This window comes from Lysinibacillus sp. FSL K6-0057 (genome assembly GCF_038630885.1).
GTDB lineage: Bacteria > Bacillota > Bacilli > Bacillales_A > Planococcaceae > Lysinibacillus > Lysinibacillus fusiformis_F.
In genome coordinates, this window is record NZ_CP152047.1 from 231,376 (window position 1) to 255,586 (window position 24,211).

Below are 24,211 nucleotides of genomic sequence, written 5' to 3' on the forward strand. Positions count from 1 at the left end.
TAATATTATGATACAATAATCGATTTTTTGTTAATTCATTGAATGGTAATATTATGGTAGCAAAAGGATAAGTCATCCATAAAAGGGGTGGAATTGGGAAGTGAATACAATATTAAAAGTTGAAAATATTGAAAAGGTGTATGGTAATAAGGGTAATGTAACCCATGCATTAAAAAACATTTCATTTGAAGTGCAAAAAGGCGATTTTATAGCAATTATGGGACCAAGTGGAAGTGGTAAATCGACTTTACTTAATTGTATTTCAACCATTGATACTGCTACGGCTGGTCATGTATTTATAGATGGCGAAGATGTCACAAAATTAAAGGGCCATAAATTATCAAAATTTAGAAGTGAGAAGTTAGGTTTTATTTTTCAAGAATATAATTTACTAGATACACTAACTGCTTTTGAAAATGTTTCTTTGGCATTATCTATAATTAATTATCCAGTGAATGAAATTGAACATGAAGTCGATAGAGTTGCCGCTGCTTTGGATATAAAGGAAGTATTGTACAAATACCCATATCAAATGTCAGGAGGACAACAGCAGAGAATTGCGGCAGCGAGAGCAATTGTTACAAGGCCTACATTATTATTAGCCGATGAGCCAACAGGGGCTCTTGATAGTAAATCTGCTAAAATGTTGCTGAAAAATTTAGAAATATTAAATCAGCAACAAGATGCCACAACTTTGATGGTTACTCATGATCCTTATAATGCAAGTTTTTGCAGAAGGATTATTTTTCTAAAGGATGGAGAAATTTTTAATGAACTAATACGAGGAAAAGATGATCGTAAAACTTTCTTTAATCGAATAATGGAGGTTGTTGCACTACTAGGAGGAAATATCAATGATGAGTTTTAAATTGATATATAAAAATGTAGGCAGAAGTATTAAAGATTATGCTATCTATTTTCTAACTCTTGTTTTAGGTGTTAGCCTATTTTATGCATTTAATTCAGTATCATCTCAACCAGCTTTAAATGATTTAAATTATTCTATGGAGATTTTTGGGGATGCATTAGTTACGTATATTGGACTATTAACAAGGTTTATTGCAATTGTTTTTGCTTTTCTTATCATATATGCCAATCAATTTATAATGAAGCGAAGAAAAAAAGAAATGGGTATTTATATGACATTAGGGATGAGTAAATGGCGGATATCCTTTATTTTTGTAGGTGAGACTTTTTTGGTAGGGTTATTTGCTTTAATTATAGGCCTTGGGCTAGGATTTTTAATGTCACAAGTAATCTCGATATTAGCTTTAAAAATGTTTGTAGGTGATGCAGTAGGATATAAATTGTTGTTATCAAAAGAAGCTATAAAAGAAACTATTATAAGTTTTTCTATTATTTATATTATAGTAGCACTTTTTAATGCTCGTAATATTATGAATATTAAACTTATCGATTTATTAATTGCGAATCGTAAAAATCAAGAGTTAAAGGTCTATAACAAATGGGCGACAAGTAGCCTTTTTTTAGTAGCAATTACTTTAATAACTACTGGAATACTATTGTTGATGAAATTCGGACTTGATAAGAATTATTTAACTGTGATAGTCTCGCTTCTTGGTTTTGGTATTATTTTGTTTTATTATACAATTTCCGGTGTGATGGTGTTCTTGGCTAAAAGAAACAAAAAGCTGTATTTTAAAGAACTAAATTCATTTTTGTTTCGACAATTCGGAAGTAAAATGCAAATTAATTTTCTAGTAATAAGTATCTTAAGTGCATTACTGATAGCTTCACTAGTAGTTCTAGGTACAGGATTTAGTGTTACAAGTTCTATGAATAAACAAGTTACCACGGCAACTCCATTTGACTTAACAATTGTAAAACCCTATGAGGATAACAAAAATCTTTTAGAAACAGCAAAACAAGATGGCATTCCACTCAAAGAAAATCTTAAAAGTTATGTAGAGATAATGTTGTTTAATGCAGATTTAACTTATGGAGAATTGTTTAAAGAGCAACAAGTAGAACTATCTGATTTAGAACAAGAGATACTTATGTCACAAGTTACTTTAATAACTGAAACAGATTACAATAAAATATTGGAACTATCTGGAGAAGAAGGAATTCGGTTGGGAGAAAATAAATTCATTATTAATGCAAACTATGAACCCTTTAATAAACATATTCAAAATTTCTTAAATAAAGAGGGGAAAATAAGAATTGGTGACAAGGAGCTTACTCCTGCAAACAAAAAAATATTTGGTAACATTACTTACTTAACAAATTCAACCAGGGCAAATGATGTAGGAACAGTGGTTGTTCCAGACAATATGAGAAATTATATGAATCCTGATAGTTTCTTATTGAATGGTGTTTTTCCCTCTCAAGAAATTGAGGGCACGGTCTATAAAATAATGAATAATAAATGGGTTGAAAAATCTCTTGATGGAGAGATTTATTATGTAACTAAGAGTGTGATACAAGACACTTACTTTGGCGTATTTGGAGTAATAGCTTTTATTAGCAGTTACTTAGGAATAATTTTAATGATTGTCACGTTATCAATACTAGCATTACAGCAATTAACAGAAACCCAGGATAACAAAGAAAGATACCTGACATTATCGAAAATTGGTGCAGATAAAAAAATGATTAATAGGTTGTTATTTAGACAAATTGGATTTTATTTTATTTCACCTTTAATTTTAGCTAGTTTCATATCAATCTTTACTACTAAGGTTGTATTAGAAAAATTAGAACCATTTTTTGAAGTTTCTATCAAACAGAATATGTATTTAAGCTTTGGTATTATTTTGTTGCTATATGTAATATATTTCATTGCAACTTATCAGAGTGCAAAACAAGTAATTTTAGACAATAGACTTAAATAAAAGGAGTAGGTAATATGACTGAATTTCTAATGGGTTTTGGATTATCGGAGGGAATAATTGAAACTATTAAATGGTGGATCCCATATTTAAGTTTTATAATGATCATAATCATCGTAACCATTTTATTTAAGGTTATCCGTAAAAAGAAAATAAAGAATGCAAAAAATTAATAAGCCATTTAGTTTAAAAAAGCATTATTCTTGGTTAAATGATCTTAGAACTAACTTTCGTTTTTAAATGACTGGTTCCTCACAATTTTTCTTATAAATGCACGGTACAATTGACAATTGAAGCAGTTAAAAATAATAGAGTATTCAACTTAAACCCAGAACGTTTCTGGCCCTATGATCCAATTGCTGTAGAATCACAGGTTGAGGAAATCGCTAGCATGCTCAAGGATCGTTTAGAGAAAGAGAAGTAAATAGTATAAAAATGCCCAAGTGGAATGATTACCACTTGGGCTTTCTGCTAGGAATCTAAAAAACGGGGAAGGCGACTAAGCATACAAGGTAGGACGCTCACATGGTCCTCCTCATCAAACTTCACATAATTAGTATGAATGTTTTGGTTGCTTAAACGTTTCATTCGTTCAGCCGCTTGATCAGCTCCTTCAAGCATATCTGGCAGCTCGTTAGCACCGATTGTAAGTAGGAGATTAATAGTATGCTGACTTTTCCAAGCTTCAGCAAATCGATCTATTTCTTTTAGTACGGCATTGTTAGCCCACCAAACAGAGGGACTTCCGACTACTACATGACTAAATAAATGGGGTCTAGCACATAGAGCATATAGTGTGAAAAGACCACCTAAGGAATGACCAACAATCGCTTGTTTCTTTTTATTGATTGGCCATTCCTTTGCGACAGCAGGCATGAGCTCATCTTCAATAAAGTCTAGAAACTCATTGGCTTTCCCGTTTGGAGGCCAAGGCGTTCCATCTGGACGTGGTGGCAGATGTTCTTCACTAACAGGTAGTGTAAAATCGTGACAGCGTCGCTCCATATCAAAAGGTTCCTTTGAGGGATAGCCGATGCCAATAACAAGAATGGGATCATAGCCTTTTGGTTTACGTGTTTGTAATTTCACTGCCTCTGCAAGCGTTGGAAAAAGGGCATCCCCATCTAAGGCGTAAATAACAGTATAACCATCTGCTGGTGGTTCATCTGTTGGGGCTGCAATTAAAATGCGATAGTCTAGCTGTTGACGAGACGTCATGGCATATTCAAAGTAGTTTTCGGATGTATATGGTTTCTTAGTCATTATTGTCATGGCGCTAGAAACTCCAATACATCCTCTATCACTTTACCTTGTGCATGAATACCACCATTTAGCCAATAATCCTCGGATGTTTCAAATACTTGATTGTTTTTGAATGCCGACGTACTTTGCCAAATTTGACTATTCTTCAACTCATTTAAAAATTCATCCCCTAGGCTACCATCATTAATTAAGAAAATATAATCTGCATCTAGTTCAGGTAGAATCTCCAATGATACCTCGAAGGCACCATTTTTCACGTAGCTGCTTTGTTCAAATCCTAATTCATGTGTTAAGACATACCCACTGAAATACTCATCCGTCATAAAAAACATACCCTTTGCATTAAAGCGAATTAACGCGACCTTTTTACCTTCTGTTATGGAAGCTAGCTTTGTTTTTGCTGCATCCACCTTTTCTTGATAACCCTGTAAAGCCTGCTCAGCTTTGTCTGTTTCATCAAGTAGTTGCCCTAAAACTTTAATAGAGCCTTGTAAATCACTTGCGGCATTATTGAAAACATAGGTTGGTGCGATTTTTGCGTATTTTTCATATGTGCCATTTTCCACATAAAATGAATTGTGCAAAATAATTAAGTCTGGTTTATCTGCCATAATTGCTTCGGCTGATGGGGGACCACTTGCAAAGCTAATTTCAGGTACACCCTGTAGCTGATCTTGTAAATAGAGCTGTGGTTTAACACCGTTGGACCATTGCATAGTAGGCTTGATACCAAGAGCTAATAACGAATCCTCCATGACAGGTGCAAAAATTTTAGTAGGCTTAGCTGGTAGTATTACCTCATTACCGACCTCATCTTTTAGTGTTAACGGATAAACACTTTGCTCCTTTGTACTTTCGGAGGTTGCCTGCGTTTCTACCTGTTCCTCTTTATTGCTTGATTGGGTATTGCAGGCCGTTAGTATGCCAATCGTTAGCAAAAACATAGCTAATAAATAGGCAGATTTTATAATTGTATGACATTGATTACGACAATTTTGTTTCATTGTTCATCAAAGTCTCCTTCCGGTGATAATCATTCTCAAATAGAATTATAAATCACCGTCAGATACGTTACCATGGACGGGGACAGGAAAAGGATTTGGATTTTTTCCGGTTAGCATAAGCAACATTTCATCTAGCATTCGGTTTATAGCAATAGCTGAGTATTCAAACCAAGGATTCGAAGGTAAAACATAGACATGTCCATTTTTTACGGCATGGAGCTCTTTCCATCGATCAAGGTATTGTAAAGTAAGCCAATAATTTCGAGTTGGCGAATCTGGACAAATGATAAATAGCAAACGGTCAGGGTTTAAATTGACTAGCTGATCAAGTGTAATAAGCTCGTTATATGTTTGTTGTTGCGCATTGACAGGACGAAGCTGCAAATCTGTAAACAGTACATCCTGAATCCCTTTATTACAATATAAAAATAATTGATCACCGCATAAACGAAGAACGGCAAAAGTATCGTTTCCAGTAACTTGATTAATTTCTAACCTTGCCTGTAATACCTTTTGTTCATATGTTTGAATGAAATGCTCACCCACGCTTTGCTTTTTGACAGCTACAGCTATTTCTCTCAGTTGTGTTCGCCAATCCTTTGCTTGTATATAGACATTTTTGATGCCGATTGTTTGAAGCCAATCAAGCATGGAGAGGGAGGGTTCCTCTTGAAAAATATGAATGTCTGGCTTAGCAGAGGCTAATTTTTTGAAGTTGTCCTCTGATTCTGCATCAAATATATTAACATGCACTGGAATTTTCTCTTGGTAATGATTGTAATAATAAGGACTCCATTTAGCATTCAGCGGAGCTGCTACTGGTATGATACCAAGCGCTAATAAGTTTCCAGTAGCGGATACCGAAAAAGTAGAAACTCGCTGGCGAGCCATTTTACTATAAGCAGAAGGTGAAATTCCAACTTCCTTTTTAAATTTTCTACTAAAATAAAATTCGTCACTGTAACCAACTTTTCTAGCAATCTCACGAAGTAATAAATCAGTATCACGCAGTAATTGCTTGGCATGTCCAATGCGTAGCGCCGTTAAATAATCTGTGGCACTTTGACCGAATGCCTTTTTAAAGGCCTCTCCAAAGTAGCTGGAACTCAGACCAGAAATGAGTGCTAGATGCTCAATTGTGAGAGGTTGATGATGGTTTTTAGCAATATAATCTCGTATATCCTTTAATGATATTTGAGTAGTCATATCTGTCATACTTTCCGTTTTCATATCTTAATGTCACCCCTTATTATAAGTGTGAGAATTACTTTGCAGTAACCAATAGCTTTGGTAATGCACCGAGTAACTTCTCTCTTGTAAAGGCATCACCATAATTCCACTTTGTTGCATCTACTAAATAAGCATGGTTATTTTGTACAGCAGGGAGTCCTTTCCAAATAGCGCTATTAATCAATTCCATCGTAGCCATTTGCGATTCTGGTTTATTAGATAACAACATAAAGATGCGGTCACCAGCATACTGAGGTAAGTGATCTATTGGTATTTCTCTATACCCCTCACCTGCTTGAAGTAGTTTTTTGACTTGTGGGTGAGGCTGAAATCCATCTGGATGAAAAAGGGCAGGGGACAGTCCTATACAGCCCATAATATAAAGGCGTTTGCCATGATCAAAAGTCAAAACTGATGCCGTTTCACCAGGCTCTACAACTGTTTGTAGCTGCTGCCACATAGTTTTTTCTTGGATTTTAAAATGTTCTAGCCAATCTTCTGCACGCTGTTGTTGGTTAAGCCACTGCCCTAATAAAAGAACACGCTCTTCTAATGAATCCCAGGAATTGAGGGTAATCGTTGGTGCAATAGATGATAGCGCTTGATATTGCTGCTCGTCACTACTGGTAAAGATAATTAAATCAGGATTCAGCTTCGAAGATTTTTCAAGATTGATTGGAAAGGCAACATCTTGAATATAAGGAACATGGTTTTTATAAAAGGATTTACTAATAGAGTTTTTGTCACCACCTATTGGCTGCACATCAAAAATCAACATATCTCCAAACGTTTCTCCATGATAAATAATACGATGAGGTGAGCAAGGAATGGCTACCTCATGTCCAGTCCAATCTTTTACAACTGTTTTTTGTTTATATTGTCGTGCAAACTGTTTTGGAGGAATCCCAATTACCTGTCGGAAGCGGCGATTAAAGTAATATTCATCATCAAATCCGACTTGCTGCGCAATATCTTTTAATGGCTCATTTGTTTGTAGTAATAATTCCTTGGCATTTGTAAGACGTAAATCTGTAATATAATCTAGCGGTTTCTTCCCAGTTAAGGTTTGGAAGATCGTACTATATTGCCATTGAGCTATATGGGCGAGCTCCGCTAGCTTTTTCACTGTTAAAGGCTGTTGAAAATAGTTATGTATATAGTCGATAGTTTCTTCAACTGCCTTTGTCATTGTCAACTGGTAGTTTATATGAAGCTGATGTTCAAATAATAAATTTAATAGTTCATACAAGACTCCTTGTTGTTTAAGAAAATCCAATTTAGGATTTAAATTATACAGATCTTCGGTAAGACGAATTATTCGTGTATAAGGATAAATTGTATATTCCACTTCATCAGAAAAAATAGATCCTAGATGTGGAGAAGGGTGCTTATGTTTTAGCTGAAAGGCTGAAAAGGCAATTTTATAGAAACGGTAACCATGATTTATATCCGATAAATCAATCATAGAATGGGGCTGTACAAGAAAAATTTTTCCTTTCGTCACCAAATAGGGTATATCATCAATCGTTAATGTCCCACAGCCATCTGTAAAAAGTATCATCGTATGATGAGCAGTCGAGATAAACGGATAGCTCTGCGAAATACAGTCAATATCTTCTAAATGAAATAGTAAATCATTGTTAATAGAAGCTGATTTGTTGTCTTCCATCTGTTCACTTCCTTAGTAAATGAAAATGATTATCAATTAACTGTATTGTATAAAAAGTAAAGAGACATTTCAACAAAGATGAAATGTCTCTTGTTAGTTATTTTTTTAAAATAGTAGGTAATTGTGATAACAGCCATTCTCTTGTTGAGGCATCGCTATCACTTTTTTCAATATCAAATGTGTAGACATGACCGTTCTTCACTGCCGGTAGGTTCTTCCAAATTGGACTTTCCATCATTTCTTTTGTCGATTGTTTTGCTTCATCATCGACTGGTGTTAGGATGAAAATTCGATCACCAGCATATTCCGGAAGAAGTTCTGTGGAGATTTCAGCAAAGCCTGTTCCATCATCAAGTATTTTTTGTATTTTGTCACCAGGTTTAAGAACATTTGAATCGTATAAAACTTGAGAAAGTCCAGCACGTGCCATGACAAATAATCGATCTCCTGGATAATATGTTAAAACCGATGCCGTTTCATCTGGTTTAATGATGTCATCAGCTACAAGCGACTCCCACATTTTATCCGCTTTTTCTGTATAAGCATCCATCCATTGAGTTGCTTCTTCTTTTTTATTAAGTATATCGCCCAGCTCTGTTAAACGTTGGCTTAATGGCGCGAAAGTATCAAACACGATAGTTGGAGCGATTTTAGAAAGCTGTGAATATGTCTTATCATCTGAAGTACCAATAATGATAAGATCAGGCTTTAATGACAATGTTTTCTCAACATTAATAGGAAAACCAACGTCCTCCACATCTTTTACACGATCTTCCCAAGCATAATTTGTAATCCAAGAGAAGCCAGCACCAACTGTTTTGATATTTAATGCAAGTAAATCACCGTATCCTTCTCCATGATAAACCACTCTCTCAGGATTTACTGGAATTTCAACCTCATGACCTAAATAATCCTTATAAACACGAGTTGTTGATTCTGACGTTGTTGCCTCTTCTTTCTTCGTCTCTTCTTTCTTTGTCTCTTCATTAGTTGAACCACAAGCAGCCAGCATGATTCCAACCAGCAATAATAGGCTACAAATGAGCATATGTCGATTTAATTTTTTCATGTCTCTTCCTCCGTAAATGATAATCATTATCGATATAGGCTAGCATAAATTAGTCTGTGGCCTAGGACAATGGACAAACTGAAAAGGGGTCATTAAGGTTTATCCAAAAATCTAACTGTCTCTTTAAAATAAAATCCGTTTTACCGTATCAGCATCCTTCCATTGGTGGAGAATGGACCTTTCATTGGATTAAGATTCGTGTAATGAAAGGGGTTTAAAGATGAAGAATTTTTGGATGTTTGTCATAACAGGTATGCTATTAATCGTTACAACTACGGGTTTTGGTCGTATGGCATATGGAATTATTTTGCCATTTATGCAGGAGGGATTGAGTTTTACAACCTCTCAATCTGGTTACTTAGGAACAATGTTGTTTTTAGGCTATTTACTAACAGTAGGGCTTTCCGGAGTACTTACAACACATATTGGTGCAAAAAATGTTCTGTTAGTAGGGGGAGCCTGTGTCATTTTAGGGTTAATGGGACTGGTGTTCGTCACAAATTTCTCGTGGGCTGCCATCACACTGTTCCTTGCAGGGGCAGGGAGTGCACTTGTCTATACGCCATTACTATCGATAGCCATTAACCTGTATCCTAAAAAACGAGGTACAGTCATGGGGCTGTTAATGAGTGGAGCCGGGATAGGGATGCTATTATCAGGTTTACTTGTACCCTTTATGCTGCAACGATTTCCTACGCTAGGATGGCGTGGAGCTTGGTTAGTTTTTGCGATTTTGACACTGATCGTCGTGTTGCTAGCATCCTGGGCGATAAAGCAACCAAATTTTGTCGAGAGGGATACCGTACAGGAAAAAACAACAACATGGCGCAGTAAGCAGCTGTATATCATTGCAGGTATTTATTTTGCCGTTGGTTTAGTCTATCTTATTCCTAATCTATACCAAACAAGTTATATGAAAAGTCTTGGACTATCCAATGGGCTAGCAGGCTCCATTTATGCCATTGCTGGAATTGTGTCGATTGGAGGCGCTCCATTCTGGGGAATGTTAGCAGATAGAATGGGTGTTAAAAAAGCATTAACAACGGCATTACTACTATCAGTTGTCGGCGATTTATTGCCAATGATGTTTGAAAACATTGGAGGGTTTATACTATCCTCTATTATTTGGGGTTCTTCACTTGGTGGTGTTCTTGTCCTGATACAGATGAAAGCCAGTCAGCAAGTATCGCCCCAATATGTTGCATCGGCTATCGGGTTTATTTCAATTTTTTATGCAGTAGGTCAAATGATGGGGCCAGGATTAGCTGGCTGGTTAATTGAGCATGCTGGAGGATTTTCAGTTGCTTATGGCTTTGGAGCGGCAGTTTTCTTTTTAGGTATCTTGTTAGCATTTTCGCTGACTACAGAAGAAAGCTAATTTTCATAGCGGAAAGGATGTCTCTTTGCTATACTTTAGTTGATTATTGATAATTATTCTCAATAAAGTGCTGAAGGATGGTGAACGCTATGAGTGTGGATTTTCATCAAAATTTTGCTCAATTTTTTCATGCGCTTGAAATACTAGAACCGCAGGAAAAATCAACACAATATATGTCATTCCAATCAACTTTGAAGGAAGGGGCAATACATCGTTTTATACCTCGTACAGATTTAGAGGTAGTTGTATCGGATTATTCCTTTCATCAGGAACATCGAATGAATGTCTCCACAGCAAAGCCAATGGTGGAAATTAGCTATTGCTTGCAAGGGACGCGAGGTGTACATATTTCCAATTGTGAGTTTGAAGTAACGGCTGGGACATGTACAATGCAATTGATGGAGCAAGTAGAGGCAAATTTTATATTTAATAAAGATGAGTCTTATCAGATGGTTGGCATTGGTATCCCTGTAACAACTTTTAATCATTACATGGAAAAAATTAATGGGAATGATGGTACCTCTACCAAGTTTTCAACAGTTCTTGGTGGATCTCCTTTTCGTTTCTTTCAGGAGAATATTAATCCACTAGATATGCTTATGGTAAAACAATTGTTAGAAGCGCTAGCAGCTAATCGATTGACTAATTTGGAGCTAGAAAGTACGGCTTTACAGCTTTTAACAAGAACATGCCAAACCTTTTTTCCTCATTCAACAAACCCAATGGAATTCTCACGGGATGATAGAGCAAAACTAGTTCAAGCACGCATCATTATGGCAGAAAATATGCTGAATCCTCCATCGTTAATGGAGCTTTCTCGTTTAGTTGGATTAAATGATTATAAATTGAAAAAGGGTTTTAAAGAAATGTATGGCACAACAGTATTTGGTTATTTGCGTGAAAAACGTTTGGAGAAGGCATGTTATTTATTACAAAGCGGGACAATGAATATTATGGAAGTAGCGAATGCTGTTGGGTATTCTAATCCGAGTCATTTTGCAGAGGTTTTTAAGGAGAAATATGGGCTGAATCCGCGAGACTTTGTCAGATACAGATCACAATAAAACCCTTCAGCTTTTGGACAAAGCTGAAGGGACTTTTTTTACTTCACTATGCTATCCAATACATTTTGAATAATTTGGCGATTGGCAATAGCACCTGAATATAACCAACTCGAACTTGAATCGAATTCATAAACATGACCATTTTTAACGGCAGGTATATTAGCTAGAAGAGGATCGCTTAGCAATTCAGAGCTACCTGCACTATCACTGTTAATAACAAAAAGATAGTCAGCATCTATTGGAACGAATTTTTCTAAAGAAACCTGTGACCAATCACCAGCAGCAGATGCTGACACCTCTTTCACAAGGCTTGGAGTTTGTAACCCAAGATCCTCATAAAGAACAACACCACTAGAAGCTGTGTCACTTACCATGTAGATTGAATTTTTAATATTCCAGATCACAGTGGCTGAAAGATTTCCGACTTTGTTGTGAATTTCTTCTTTTGCCTCTTTAGCGAATTGATCATAATCTGCTAGGACTTCCTTTGCCTTATCTGTTTGACCAAAAATTGCGCCCATTTTTAATAGTTTATTGCGCCAATTATTATCCTCAGCTCCCATTACATAAGTAGGGGCAATTTTGCTATATTGCTCATATTTTTCACCTTCAGCAATTTCAGGAGAACCGATTACAATTAAATCTGGATTAAAGCTTGTAACAGCTTCATAGGGAAGGTCAAATTCAATCGTTGGAATATCTTTTAATGAATCCTGAAGATAGTCTTGGATAGATGTCCCACTCTTTACGGACCACTGTGCAACGGGCTTTAAACCTAATGCTACAAGGTGATCTTCTAGATAGGGAGCTATGATTCGTTGGGGATTTTTAGGAATGGTCACTTCATGGGCTATTGAATCTGTTAAGACTCGATTGGAGCTTTCTTCCTTTACTTTCTCTGTTGTGGAAGAAGATGGAGTTCCACATGCAGCCAAAAGGATGGAAATAATTAAAATGCCAGTTAAAAAGGCATTCTTTTTTATAAATTTTTTCAAAGCTATAAGCCTCCTATTTCAATTGATTTCTATCATTCTATTTCATTATAATGAAAATGATAATCAATATCAATTTGATGTTTAGGAGATAGAACTAAAATGTACAAAGACAATCAGTTACTGTCCCATCTTTTTTATCAACCTATACAAATAGTGAAATTAAATGAAATGTTAAGTGACATAGGAACACAATCCACCCACCCATTTATGGTCATCGTGTATGAGGGATATTTAGAGTGTACGCTTCAAGGTAGGCACGTTCAGCTTAGTCCAAATTCTGTTATGCTTTTAGATGATACTGACGATTTTCATCTACTTGAAACATGTGAAAGTAAAGGAATCGTCATTCAATATCGTGTATATGGCTGCAAAACGGATCGTTTATTACAAGATGCTATCTTAATTGAGCAATGCTCCTATCGACTTATGAATTTAGCTAAAGAAGTAGAAAAAGAAGCGAACGCTGAGGGCAATAATCCGTTTCGTTTACAAAAACTATTCGGTGAATTGCTAGAAGTGCTGTACAGCCATTTACGTGATAATAAACAACAACAAGAAGGACTATGGATTGATAAAGTACTTCATTATATTAATCTATATTTCCGTGAAGAATTAACAAGAGAGCAGATGGCTGAAAAAGCACAAGTAAGTCCAGAGCATTTTTCTCGTACGTTCCATAAGCATACAGGCTACACGTATAGTGAATATTTAACGTTGCTAAGAATACGAGAATCACAGAAAAGGCTATTGTTTTCAATGCCTAAATTAGATGAGCTTGCTCAGGAAGTTGGCTACAATGAGGGGACTTATTTAAGTAGGAAATTTAAAGAATTAGTGGGTGTATCACCAACAGCCTATTATCAGAAATCAAAGCGTGTCCTTGCGCTCAATACCAATCATACAGCATGCTTACTAGCTCTTGGTATTACGCCAGTGTTGGGTGTATACTCTCCATTTCTAGAGAGTATCGAGCCTGTCTCTACTTCGCAGAAACTTAAAGGCTATGAGTATGGTATCTATGAGTATGGTATTGCTTCAAATTATCAGGAGATCACCGCAGCATGTCCAGATGTCATTATTAACTACAGTGGTGGTAATGAAAAACAATCATTACTATCAGTAGCTCCTATATTCGAGCTACCATGTAGACAATTAAGTTGGCGAGAGCAATTTGGGTTGATTGCCAATATCGTTGATAGACAAGAAGTATGTAAGAGCTGGCTCCAGCAATATGATGAACAGATAGCTCAATGTAACGATATTCTTGACCAACAAATTGGGGCAAGGGGTACTGCTATTGTTTGGGAAATAGGAAGTCATCAAGCGTATTGTTTAAATAGTAGTCATGGGAGAGGGAGTCATATACTGTACGAAGATTTGGGCTTTAGTCGACCAGATGCGATTGTCACACGAAATATTGAACAAACAGGTTACTTAACAGTAGATATTGAAGATATTGCTCACTATCCAGCTGATTATATATTTGTCACCGCTCTTCCTACAAAAGATTTTGGAAAAGAGCGTCTCTTAACGGTATTACATTCAGAAAAATGGCAGTCACTTACAGCAGTGCAAAAGAAACAGGTGTATTTTATGAATCAGTATGAAATATTTTATGGCTATGATCCATTATCTACAGCTACTCAATTGCAAAAATTAATGGAAGTATTAACATCATAAATGTACAGGGGAACAAATCACTTTCATGCATAGACAGTTATTTAACATTCTTCTACAATTATTGAGAATGATTATCAACTGAAATGTATGGAGGGAAAAAATTGCTTAAACAAAATAGAAAATTCATAGTACCATTGTTTCTTCTATTACTGCTTCTGTTAACGGCTTGTGGTGAAAAGGAAAAGACCGCTAGTCCGACTGCAGAACAAGATACAAAAGAAGCAGAGACAAAAACGGTTCAGACGACAAATGGTGAGGTTGTTATTCCGACTAATCCAGAGCGTCTTGTAGCAGAGGAGTATATTGCTAGTTTACTCGTATTAGATGTGAAACCTGTGGGAGCTCCTGGGTTAGCTCTTGAAAACTATTATTTAAAGGATGCATTAAAGGATGTCGAAGAAATAGGCGATTATGGGAAACCGTCCATTGAGAAGATTATAGCGCTCAAACCAGACTTGATAATTACTGGCAATGGGGAAAATTATGATGCTTTAAGTAAAATTGCTCCTACAGTTGTCATTCCTTATGGTGAATTGAAGGATGCACACGAAGAACTTACCTATTTTGGTGAGTTACTTGGCAAAGAGCAAGAAGCTAAGGATTGGCTGGCGCAATATGATCAAAAGATTGCCGATGCCAAAGCACAGGTAGATGCGATTATTCCAGAGGATGCAAGCTTCTCTATTATAGAGGATGCAGGCAAAACTTATTATGCATATGGTGATAACTTTGGACGTGGTGGACAACCAGTCTACCAGGCACTTGGTCGCAAACCACCTGCTAAAGTAGCAGATGAAATTATGGAAAAGCAGTGGGCTGAAATTTCCGAAGAGGTGCTGGCAGATTATGCAGGAGACTACATTATTTTGACTTCAGACGATCGCACAGTTGAAGATTTTAAGAACGATCCAATATGGGGTAGCCTGCCTGCAGTAAAAAATAATCATCTTTATATTTGGCCTGAGGAGCGTTCATGGTATTATGACCCAACAGCCGTGTTGGCTCAGGTAGAGGAATTAACAAACTGGCTAACGAATAAAAAATAAGCTAAATAATTTGGGAAAAGAGGAAGCATCTTTAGTAATGAAGGTGCTTCTTTTTTGTTATTTCAATTAAAGATATTAATGAGAATGTTTATCATTTATAATGTTCACAAGGGACCCATTCTATGATTTGACTAGAAAGGTGTGAAAATAAATAGTGAATATAGATGATCATATCCTTCTATGGAAAGCAGCTTCCATTCAAGTGTTGGATATTCGTTATACAAAGATGCAACGTGATGAACAGCTCAGCTCCTATCGTTTACCAGCTAGCGGTTTTTTGTACACAATAAAAGGAAAAGCTACTATATTGTTGGATAGTAAATCCTATAAGATAGAAAATTTTTATATAGCTCATGTTGGTAAAGGAAGTTGTCTACACATCAGTGCTGTAGAAGATATAGTAGAGTACTATTTAATTCTCTATAAAGCAACACTACCTCTTCCCCATAGAAAAGGTTTACTAGCATTATGGGAACGTGAAAAACCTTTTCAGCTTCAATATGTTTTTCAAGTTTCGAATGCACTCACATTACAACAAAAAGTTGAAACGATGTACCAGCAATGGCTCAAACAGGACAATCTAGAGCATTTTCATGTCAAGGCACTTTTTTATCAATGTGTTTATGAGCTTTTGCAGCAACTAAGCCAACAGCATGTCATTGTTCAACAGCCAGATCTTGTGGAGCAAATCCAAATTTATATAGAAGAATACTACAGTCAACCCATCACCCGGGAGTCGCTTGCCCAAATGTTAAATTATAGTGTGCCCTATATAGCTAAGCAATTTAAGCAGAAGACGGGTAGAAGTATCATTGATTATCTTATTCAGATAAGAATACAAAAAGCACAGCAGTTGTTAATACATACAACTTCGAGCTTGCAGGAGATTGCTTCGAGTGTTGGCTATGAAGATGTCTCTTATTTTATCCGTATCTTTAAAAAGTACAGTGGGCAAACCCCAATGCAATTTAAACAACAGCCAGATAAGCATAAATCGTATCGTCCTATGTATCGGCTTGCTTTGTCTGATGATAAAAAGTGGATACGACATTATATTGATAATGATAATTATTATCAATATAAAGCAAAAGGAGATTTATCAATGAATAGAAAAACAAAGTCCTCTATGATGGCGACTTTATTGCTATGCTTCACTTTATTGCTTAGCGCATGTTCTGGTACTGCCATTACTGCTTCTAATAATGTAGAAACAAAAGCACCAGCTAATGAGTCAACGGAAGTACAGTCGACAACAAAAATTGTATCCACTGTGAAGGGGGATGTCGAAATTCCTGTTGACCCAGAACGCATCGTAACCGATTATTACCCAGGTTTTTTATTAACTATGGGCATTAAACCAGTAGGAACACAGGAGCTTTATATGAAAAGCCCCTACCTGAAGGAGCATAATGAAGGAATTACTTATTTTGAAGAATCCCTTGAAGCAGTAGTTGATTTGAAGCCCGACCTTATCATTACTGGGGATGATAAGAAATACGAAGAATATGCCAAAATAGCGCCTACAGTCTTAATACCCTTTAATTTAGAAATGGATGCAACATTGGAGGAGTTTAGTAAAATTTTAGATAAAGAGGAAGAAGTGAAGGCTTGGTTAAATGACTATAATCAAAAGGTAGCAAAAGCGAGACAAACAGTTCAAGATATCATTGGTAAGGATCAAACCGTGACGATTTTTGCTGGTGGAGCAACAAAGAATATAACATTATACGGTAATGGTTATACAGGGCGATCATTTTATGATGGGCTTGGACTAACGCCACCCGCAAAAGTAGTAGAGGAAATTGATCCTGAAAAGCCGTGGCTGGAATTATCACCTGAATTACTGTCAGATTATGCAGGTGATTATATTTTTGTGGCTGTCGATAAAGCGACAGAAACATATGATTATAAAAACGAACCAGTTTGGAAAACGCTAGATGCTGTGCAAAATGATCAAATTTTTGAAATTGATGGCTGGAGTTTCTGGTTTTCAGATCCTATTTCAATCCTAGGACAGATTGAAGAAGTGACAGAAATGCTAGTACAGCATGCGAAAGAAAAATAAATGATTTCCCTTAAAATCGCTCAAGCATTGGATTGCTTGAGTGATTTTCATGTTGTTAAAAAAAGATCAATAGCAGAAAAAGATCTTTTGGCAAGGTGAGTGGTTGGCTCCACTTCAATCTACCATTCTGCAAAAGTGTCTATTCCTAACAGTAGTGAACAAAATATCTATTAGAGAAAGGTTAGGCTCTAATTTTCAATGAGGAGAATCATCAGTGACAACACCCCTCCATAAAAAGTAGTGAACACTTTCAATTTATTTGTGTTTTTATGCTTCATGCAAGATTGTTAGAAAATTATATTGAGAATGATTATCAATTATAATAAACTTGAATGAAGTGATAAATGGGAAGGAATGATGTAGGATGCTACCAAAGGAGGAGTTTCTTTTTCTCTGGAATCATGCAACGATTAAAGTGCTTGATATAAGATATGAGCTATTCAAACCTGAAGAAATCGGAAAATCATATAAATTGCCTGCTAATATGTTTCTTTATGCCACAGGTGGTGGTGCGGAAGTTCAAATTGATTTAATAAGCTATACACTAGAGGGTTTTCATCTTATTCACGGTGGAAAGGGCTCAACCCTACAAATAGAGGCTACAGACAAAGGCTTTGAATATTTTTTAATATTTTATCGAGCTGCCATTCCTTTAACCCCAAATAAAATGATAGCCAGAGCCATGCAAAGAAATAATCCTTTCAAATATCAATATAGTCTTGTTCCTAACTCACCTATTACAATGTTTGAAAAAGTATATTACATGTATATGAAGTGGGAAAATGCCAATAACCTCAGCAAATTTACTGTTAAATCGCTATTCTATCAATTATTAAATGAAATTTTTATGCAGTTAGATCAGGACAGTGTCGACATTCAAAAACTGAATGTCTCTAGTCAAATTAAAGCCTATCTAGAACAAAATTATGCAAAGCCATTGACCTTAGAATCGATTGCGAAGGCATTGCGCTATAGTCCATCTCATTTATCCATTCAATTCAAGCAACAAATAGGTTATAGCCCTATTGAGTATTTAATTCAGCTACGTATTGAAAAAGCTTCTATTTTGCTTGAGAAGACGAATGCTAGCCTACGCGATATCGCTATGGGTGTCGGCTATAGCGATGTCTATTATTTTAGTAGACTTTTCAAAAAGAGAGTAGGCGTTTCACCAACAAAATTCCGTCAAAAGAAACAAGTAAGTGATCTGGTAAAAGATAGTCCTTCAATGTCTGAAAGATACTCCATTGTCGATTGGAGCTTCCAAGATTATATTGAGAATGGTTATCAATATAATGAAAGGAAGTATGAACCAATGAATAAAAAAGGATTATCAGCTATTGCAACACTTTTCCTTTGCCTGACGCTTTTACTAAGTGCTTGCAGCAGCGGAACATCAAGCAATACAGGAGGCGGAGAAAAACAAGTCTCTACTACACAAGCAGCCAGCGAATCACAAACAAAAATGGTCTCTACTATGAAAGGAGACGTAGAAATACCCGTTAACCCTGAGCGAGTAGTGGTGATGTATTATACAGGTGATGTACTAGCTTTTGATGTGACACCAGTGGGCTCCTCTAAAATACAAGAGGGAGCAGCATTTGAGGAAGAATTAAAAACAGTTGAAAGTTTAGGTGAATGGTTTGAACCGAATGTTGAGGCAGTGATTCAATTAAAACCTGATGTCATCATTATTCCAAGTAAGGATGAGCTTTACGATCAAATGCAAAAAATTGCGCCTACTGTCATGATCGATTTCTCAACATCACTAGATGAACGATTAACGAAGATTGGTGAAGTTCTAGGGAAAGAGAAAGAAGCAAAAGAGCTATTAGCTAATTTCTATACAAAAGTAAAGGATAGTCAAGAGCAGTTAAAAGAGGCAGGTATTTCAGATAAAACGGTTAGTATTATGGAGGGCGGCAAAGGGAAAATGTCAGTTGTGACAAGCTATACCTTTGGACGTGGCTCCCAAGCTATTTACGAGTATTTAGGAATGAAAGCACCAGACATTATTCAAAAGAAAATTGATGATAAAAACAACACCGATGAAGCGATCGATGTTTCTTTAGAAGTATTAACAGATTATGCAGGTGATTATGTATTCCGTTCATCCTATGACGGAATGGTAGATTTAACAGATCATCCAGTTTGGTCTAATATTCCTGCCATTAAAGAAGGAAGGCTTATTGAAATGGATTTTGGTTTTTGTTACTACAACGACATTTATTCATTGTCAAAACAGCTTGATTTCATTGTGGATCAACTAGTAGCTACGACAAAATAAATTAAATAAAAGTTATTGATTGCCCCATAAATGTTTGTTTATGCTTAACATTTATGGGGTATATTTATTTTCATTTAGGATAAGACAAAGTCGATTTTTTGACTTTGTCTATTATTTTTTTTAGGGCCACTCCAATAATATAGTTTGTCGACAACTTACGGTCTTCTCTTTCGAACTAAATTGAGGGGAATGAGTAAAAAAAAGATAGCACTAAAGAAACCAACATAAGTCTCGTTGGTATTTCTTTAGTGCTTTTCATTTAATTGTTTATGATTTGGAATGTGTCAGATGTAGTTGTTTGGATAATATGGCGATTTCCGCTGATGATGAAATCGGCAGGTACTCGCTTACCCAAATCATTTGAGTGAACGATGGATGAATTAGCTGTTAAACCCTCAATGATGATTTCCATATTTGCATCAAAGGTTACTGGTTTTTTATTTAAGGTAGCCTGAAGTGTAATACGGTTTGCCTTTTTGGTTACTTGAATATCCATTACCCCTTCATCTTCATTGACTAGTGTATAAAGTGGCGGAATGATGATGGTCATTTTGTCTTTTGTTGTTAGAATAAAACGTTCCGTGTCAATTTCTGATGCGGCAACATTAATTTTGGCTTTATAAGTGTTTTTATTTTTTGTCATTGCTGTCGTTTTGCCTGGAATAGCCGCAGTATCTGATAATGTAGGTGTTTTAGGTATGCTGTCCTTTGGAGGAAGTGTATATTTTCCTTGTACAAAATCCACTAAAGTCCAAACGTTTGGCACAAGTTGCTGTTGGACAGGTGTTAATGCTTCAAAAGATGTTTTGACCGCCTGTACATCCAGAGCTGTCGACGTTTTTGGTGATAAAGCTGCAATTGCGTTTTCCACTTCTTTAGCCGCTGCCTTATCCTTCACGACAAGCTGTTCAGCATCAAGTAACAGCTGTTCAATACCCACAGGTAAAGAAACATTAGAAAACTTACGCAGTACATTAAGCTCTGCTCGGGCATCGGCTACATCTTTATGGAACGAGAGACGAGATGAATTAATTAATTGAATTTTATTGACTACTTTTTCAACAGATGTATTTGGTGCAATATTGGAAGTTAATATTTTTTGCGCAGATGCACTTACAAAAGTTTTTTGTGCTGCATTCAAGGTATTATACCAATCTCTTGTTTCAATAACATTTTGATAATAATTTGAGGATGTAGAATCCACAGAATACAATTTCTCTTCAATTTGTGTTGCAAGCTTACGATAAGCTATTCTTGTCTGCTGGTGTGCTGATAATGTGGAATAGTTCGTGACATACTGTTTTTCTGTTGCTGTTAAAGCATTATAAGCCTTCAGAGCTGCCTCTAAATTTGTCTGGAAGGTAGCGGTTGTATTGTTAATGTTGTTAATAAGTTGCACAACATTTGACACGTTAGCATTGTAGTTAGCAGTTATGTAGGCTGGTTTTGGTATCTCAGCAGCCGATACTGACGCGCTGTATAGAAGTGAGGGAACTGCCACTAAAGACAGTAAGACAAGTCTTTTGTTAGATTTCATAATGTAAGAATCCTCCTGTGTTTAATGTTTTTGGTTAATCGAAGGGAATATATACAATATATGGTGTTAATTCAATCTTAACATAGACTAGAATCTTTTTTGTATTTATTAGACAAACTAGTGATGTTCATATTGCAAATTCTAAGCAAGTAGAAAATTAAAAACGTTGGAGAGACAAAGGAACATTGCATTGTATGTGAAGTATTTCCTTTCAAGGTTAACTTTTATATTTCTGTTCTTTTTAAAAAAGGGCTTCTTCAAGAAATTTGCATTTTTAGTGCTATATTTTGATGACATAAGCAAATCTTCTTAATATATACCATGAAATAAGATTGTAGATGTTTTGTAGATGTCTGGTATAGATATTGTATATTTCTGATTGCTAAAATAATTTAAAATTGTCTATCGTTGTAGAGATTTTTGTTAATTTGTAAAAAATAATGTTGGAAAATAGTGTATTTGATATAAAGGCACCAAGAAAAAGGATTGATTAGATGAAATTTGTTGAACAACAGTTTGGGAAGGTGAATGATAGTATGCTTAGTAGATTTCAATTTCTAAAGAAAAAAGATCAGGCTGATACGAATGAAATTAACGCAATAACTGAGCAACAAGTTGATGAAGAAGAACAAAATAATGCTAATGAAGAGGAAAAGAATGAACCTGAGTCACAAAGCCTATTTCATATTCCTAGTAGTATTAAAAATAATAAAGCTGTGATGGATTTAATCGTTTCTACCGAGCAAATTGCTCATCAACATCAAATGTCTGAACATAGATATATTGAGCTACAAAACAGATATAAACACACCTCAGAACAATTATCTGAAAGAATCAAAGAAGTTAATAGATTAAATAAGATTATAGAAAGTAAAGAAAGTAGAATAGACACGCTTGAAAAGAAAATAACCGATAAAAATCTACAATTAGATCAGCATATGGAAGACTATAAAGAAATGCAATTTTCATTAACGAATGAAATTGAAGAATTAAAAAATATTATTAATGTAGAAAACAAGAAGTATCAATCCTTTAATGAACAATATGAGAAAGAAACTTTAGATTGGGTAAATAAATTGAAGAAAAAGGAAGATATAATCTTAAAATTAGAATCTGAAAACGCGAATTATAAAGAACAAAATGAGCACATTCGTAAGGAAAACGAATATCTAATGAGCATGGCAAGTGATTTCACAAATAGAATGTCTGCCTCATTTTTAGATTATAAAAGAGACAAGAGGAATGAATAGCATACTGCTCTAAGTCATGCTGTTCTATAAGTAGCAAGATGACTCAATAGAAAAGGAGACCCAATAGCAGAGGAGACCCAATATGAGTAACTATAAGACTAATATAATTGAATTACATTCAATTAGAAGTGATTCCATACTTTTTTTGTTGAATGTAAAGACAATCTTAAATAAGAAAACCGTTTTCTTAGAATTAGAAATTGATAGTGAAACATATGATCAATTTAAGAAGCTTGTTATCTTTGATAATTATTCTCGCTATCGGCTTTCTTTGAGGTCAAAGTGGGATCCTTTCCGAAACGAGTTTTTAAGTACAATTACTAAAAGTAACGGCTCTATTATTGAATCGTATGATTTTAAGTGTTCTGAACAATATGTTGAAATATTAAATCAGCTAAATACTATTCAAAGTGCAAAAAAACTTTCTATTGATCAGAAATATAAATTTATTACAATTTGTTCTGAAGTAGATAAAAAGCGTACCAAGCAAAAACGAGACTCTCAAAAGATCCCCCAAAAAAGGATTAAACATCTCATTCAAATGGTCATAGGTGTTGTTGTCATTCTAGTAACCTTTTTTATTGCATTTAACAATATCATGATTAACGTAAACATATTCCCAGAAACTACTGAAAATGAAAAGGTTGTTAAGATTAGCTCGGAAAAAAACATGAATTCTGTTGCAGCTAATACTAATAAGGGTGATGAGGTGAGTAAGACTGATGTTGTTTTGAATGAGGAACCTATTAAGAAGGTCAATGCAGAGGATTATTTTATAACCGAATCTGAAATGACATATAGTCTACCTGAGGGGTATGCAGCCATTACTTTTGATGATGGTCCATCTAAATATACGAAGGAAATTGTTGATATTTTAGTCGATCATGATATAAAGGCGACATTCTTTTTTATAGGCCAAAATGCAGTTAATTACCCTCAGTACGTAACATATGCAAAACAACAACAAATGTCTATAGGGAGTCATTCTTGGGAGCATAAAGAACTATCAGAAGTATCTTCAAGTGAGCAAATAACAGATTTAAATAAAACAAATGAAGTACTATCTTCTATAATAGGGGAGCCTGTGACATTACTTCGTCCTCCATACGGGGCCTTTAATGAACAGTTGAAACAAAATGCTCGTAATCAAAATATGAAAATGGTTATGTGGAATCGGGACCCTGAAGATTGGAGAGTAGAGGATTCAGAAGAAATTATCGAATATATACGAGAAAATGGCAAGTCAGGTTCGATCTATTTATTCCATGAAACAAGTAAAACTGTTGAAGTATTGCCCAAAATACTTGAATATCTCAAGCAACATGATATAAAGCTTGTAGTTTTACAATAGATTGCGAATAAATATACGGATTCACATGTCTACGCTTTATACAATAGTCATTTAAGTTGTTGCTAGGATCATAAAATATGAAAAAATCCCCATTGGCAGCATGGAAAAAATATCAAATAGGTTAGAATGTTTCTCAGTTGTTAGAGGTGCAACGAAAGGTAATGTACGGAATCACTAGGTTTTGAAAAATACAAAAAATATTTTGTTGTAACAAGTACATACGAAACTCAACAAGTGCATGATGTGTTTGTAGTGTCAACTTAGTGGCGGTAATACATGACAATAGAACATTTACAGGCAAAGTGACAGATGTAGTAGCTAAATGATATAGATGTTCAGAACTTGTTCAGCATGTTGTAGTAAACTATTTTATGTAATCTTGTCAATGTCTTAAATCTTAAACAAACCAAGAAAGACTAGGCTTCTTTTGTGAGCCTAGTCTTTCTTGATTAGTGCAACAGATAAGATCCC

General features: G+C 35.4%; 18 protein-coding genes. 11 read left to right on the forward strand and 7 right to left on the reverse strand.

Annotated features, from left to right (window positions below; translation table 11 throughout):
• Nucleotides 1–100 precede the first annotated feature (100 nt).
• The 3 genes from MHB40_RS01090 to MHB40_RS01100 all read left to right on the forward strand — a co-directional run bounded on the left by MHB40_RS01090 (nt 101) and on the right by MHB40_RS01100 (nt 3,276).
• Complete coding sequence (locus MHB40_RS01090; protein WP_342442213.1) at nt 101–868, forward strand: ABC transporter ATP-binding protein; 768 nt, start codon at nt 101–103, stop codon at nt 866–868.
• Entirely contained in the window at nt 855–2,855 is a 2,001-nt protein-coding gene (locus MHB40_RS01095; protein ID WP_342442214.1) for an ABC transporter permease, read from the forward strand. The genes MHB40_RS01090 and MHB40_RS01095 overlap by 14 nt, the downstream gene beginning before the upstream one ends.
• A 280-nt stretch (nt 2,856–3,135) precedes the next feature.
• Nucleotides 3,136–3,276 (forward strand): hypothetical protein, encoded by a 141-nt coding sequence (locus MHB40_RS01100; protein WP_342533732.1) that lies wholly within the window; start codon nt 3,136–3,138, stop codon nt 3,274–3,276.
• A gap of 47 nt (nt 3,277–3,323) precedes the next feature.
• On the opposite strand, the gene MHB40_RS01105 is transcribed toward MHB40_RS01100, so the two are convergent.
• From MHB40_RS01105 to MHB40_RS01125, 5 genes are all read right to left on the reverse strand, one after another.
• A complete protein-coding gene (locus MHB40_RS01105) occupies nt 3,324–4,124 on the reverse strand; it encodes an alpha/beta hydrolase-fold protein (protein ID WP_342442215.1) in 801 nt (266 codons plus the stop codon).
• Nucleotides 4,121–5,119 (reverse strand): ABC transporter substrate-binding protein, encoded by a 999-nt coding sequence (locus tag MHB40_RS01110; RefSeq protein ID WP_342442216.1) that lies wholly within the window; start codon nt 5,117–5,119, stop codon nt 4,121–4,123. Before MHB40_RS01110 ends, MHB40_RS01105 begins: the two co-directional genes overlap by 4 nt.
• A 45-nt stretch (nt 5,120–5,164) precedes the next feature.
• Entirely contained in the window at nt 5,165–6,349 is a 1,185-nt protein-coding gene (locus tag MHB40_RS01115) for a helix-turn-helix domain-containing protein (protein ID WP_342442217.1), read from the reverse strand.
• A 34-nt stretch (nt 6,350–6,383) separates the two neighbouring features.
• The gene (locus tag MHB40_RS01120; RefSeq protein WP_342442218.1) at nt 6,384–8,018 is read right to left on the reverse strand and encodes a helix-turn-helix domain-containing protein; all 1,635 of its coding nucleotides are present in this window, start codon (nt 8,016–8,018) and stop codon (nt 6,384–6,386) included.
• 97 nt (nt 8,019–8,115) lie between these two features.
• Complete coding sequence (locus MHB40_RS01125; RefSeq protein ID WP_205446472.1) at nt 8,116–9,087, reverse strand: ABC transporter substrate-binding protein; 972 nt, start codon at nt 9,085–9,087, stop codon at nt 8,116–8,118.
• A gap of 220 nt (nt 9,088–9,307) precedes the next feature.
• Here MHB40_RS01125 and MHB40_RS01130 point away from each other — a divergent pair, with 220 nt between their 5' ends.
• Complete coding sequence (locus MHB40_RS01130) at nt 9,308–10,465, forward strand: MFS transporter (protein ID WP_342442219.1); 1,158 nt, start codon at nt 9,308–9,310, stop codon at nt 10,463–10,465.
• An 89-nt stretch (nt 10,466–10,554) separates the two neighbouring features.
• Nucleotides 10,555–11,529: an AraC family transcriptional regulator gene (locus tag MHB40_RS01135; protein ID WP_342442220.1), complete on the forward strand. Its 975-nt coding sequence runs from the start codon at nt 10,555–10,557 to the stop codon at nt 11,527–11,529.
• 38 nt (nt 11,530–11,567) lie between these two features.
• On the opposite strand, the gene MHB40_RS01140 is transcribed toward MHB40_RS01135, so the two are convergent.
• Entirely contained in the window at nt 11,568–12,524 is a 957-nt protein-coding gene (locus MHB40_RS01140; RefSeq protein ID WP_342533733.1) for an ABC transporter substrate-binding protein, read from the reverse strand.
• A gap of 99 nt (nt 12,525–12,623) precedes the next feature.
• On the opposite strand from MHB40_RS01140, the gene MHB40_RS01145 reads away from it, so the two are divergent.
• The 4 genes from MHB40_RS01145 to MHB40_RS01160 all read left to right on the forward strand — a co-directional run bounded on the left by MHB40_RS01145 (nt 12,624) and on the right by MHB40_RS01160 (nt 19,602).
• A complete protein-coding gene (locus MHB40_RS01145) occupies nt 12,624–14,204 on the forward strand; it encodes an AraC family transcriptional regulator (protein ID WP_342533734.1) in 1,581 nt (526 codons plus the stop codon).
• Between the two features lie 101 nt (nt 14,205–14,305).
• Nucleotides 14,306–15,250, forward strand: a complete 945-nt coding sequence (locus MHB40_RS01150; protein ID WP_342533735.1) for an ABC transporter substrate-binding protein — start codon at nt 14,306–14,308, stop codon at nt 15,248–15,250.
• Between the two features lie 154 nt (nt 15,251–15,404).
• Entirely contained in the window at nt 15,405–17,315 is a 1,911-nt protein-coding gene (locus MHB40_RS01155; RefSeq protein WP_342533736.1) for an AraC family transcriptional regulator, read from the forward strand.
• A gap of 364 nt (nt 17,316–17,679) precedes the next feature.
• Nucleotides 17,680–19,602, forward strand: a complete 1,923-nt coding sequence (locus MHB40_RS01160; protein ID WP_342533737.1) for an AraC family transcriptional regulator — start codon at nt 17,680–17,682, stop codon at nt 19,600–19,602.
• A gap of 259 nt (nt 19,603–19,861) precedes the next feature.
• Here MHB40_RS01160 and MHB40_RS01165 read toward each other — a convergent pair whose 3' ends face one another.
• Nucleotides 19,862–21,139, reverse strand: a complete 1,278-nt coding sequence (locus tag MHB40_RS01165) for a hypothetical protein (RefSeq protein ID WP_342533738.1) — start codon at nt 21,137–21,139, stop codon at nt 19,862–19,864.
• Nucleotides 21,140–21,633: 494 nt separating this feature from the next.
• Between MHB40_RS01165 and MHB40_RS01170 the strand changes: the two genes are divergently transcribed.
• A complete protein-coding gene (locus MHB40_RS01170; RefSeq protein WP_342442227.1) occupies nt 21,634–22,389 on the forward strand; it encodes a hypothetical protein in 756 nt (251 codons plus the stop codon).
• Between the two features lie 148 nt (nt 22,390–22,537).
• A complete protein-coding gene (locus tag MHB40_RS01175) occupies nt 22,538–23,740 on the forward strand; it encodes a polysaccharide deacetylase family protein (protein WP_342533739.1) in 1,203 nt (400 codons plus the stop codon).
• The last annotated feature ends 471 nt before the right edge of the window (nt 23,741–24,211 follow it).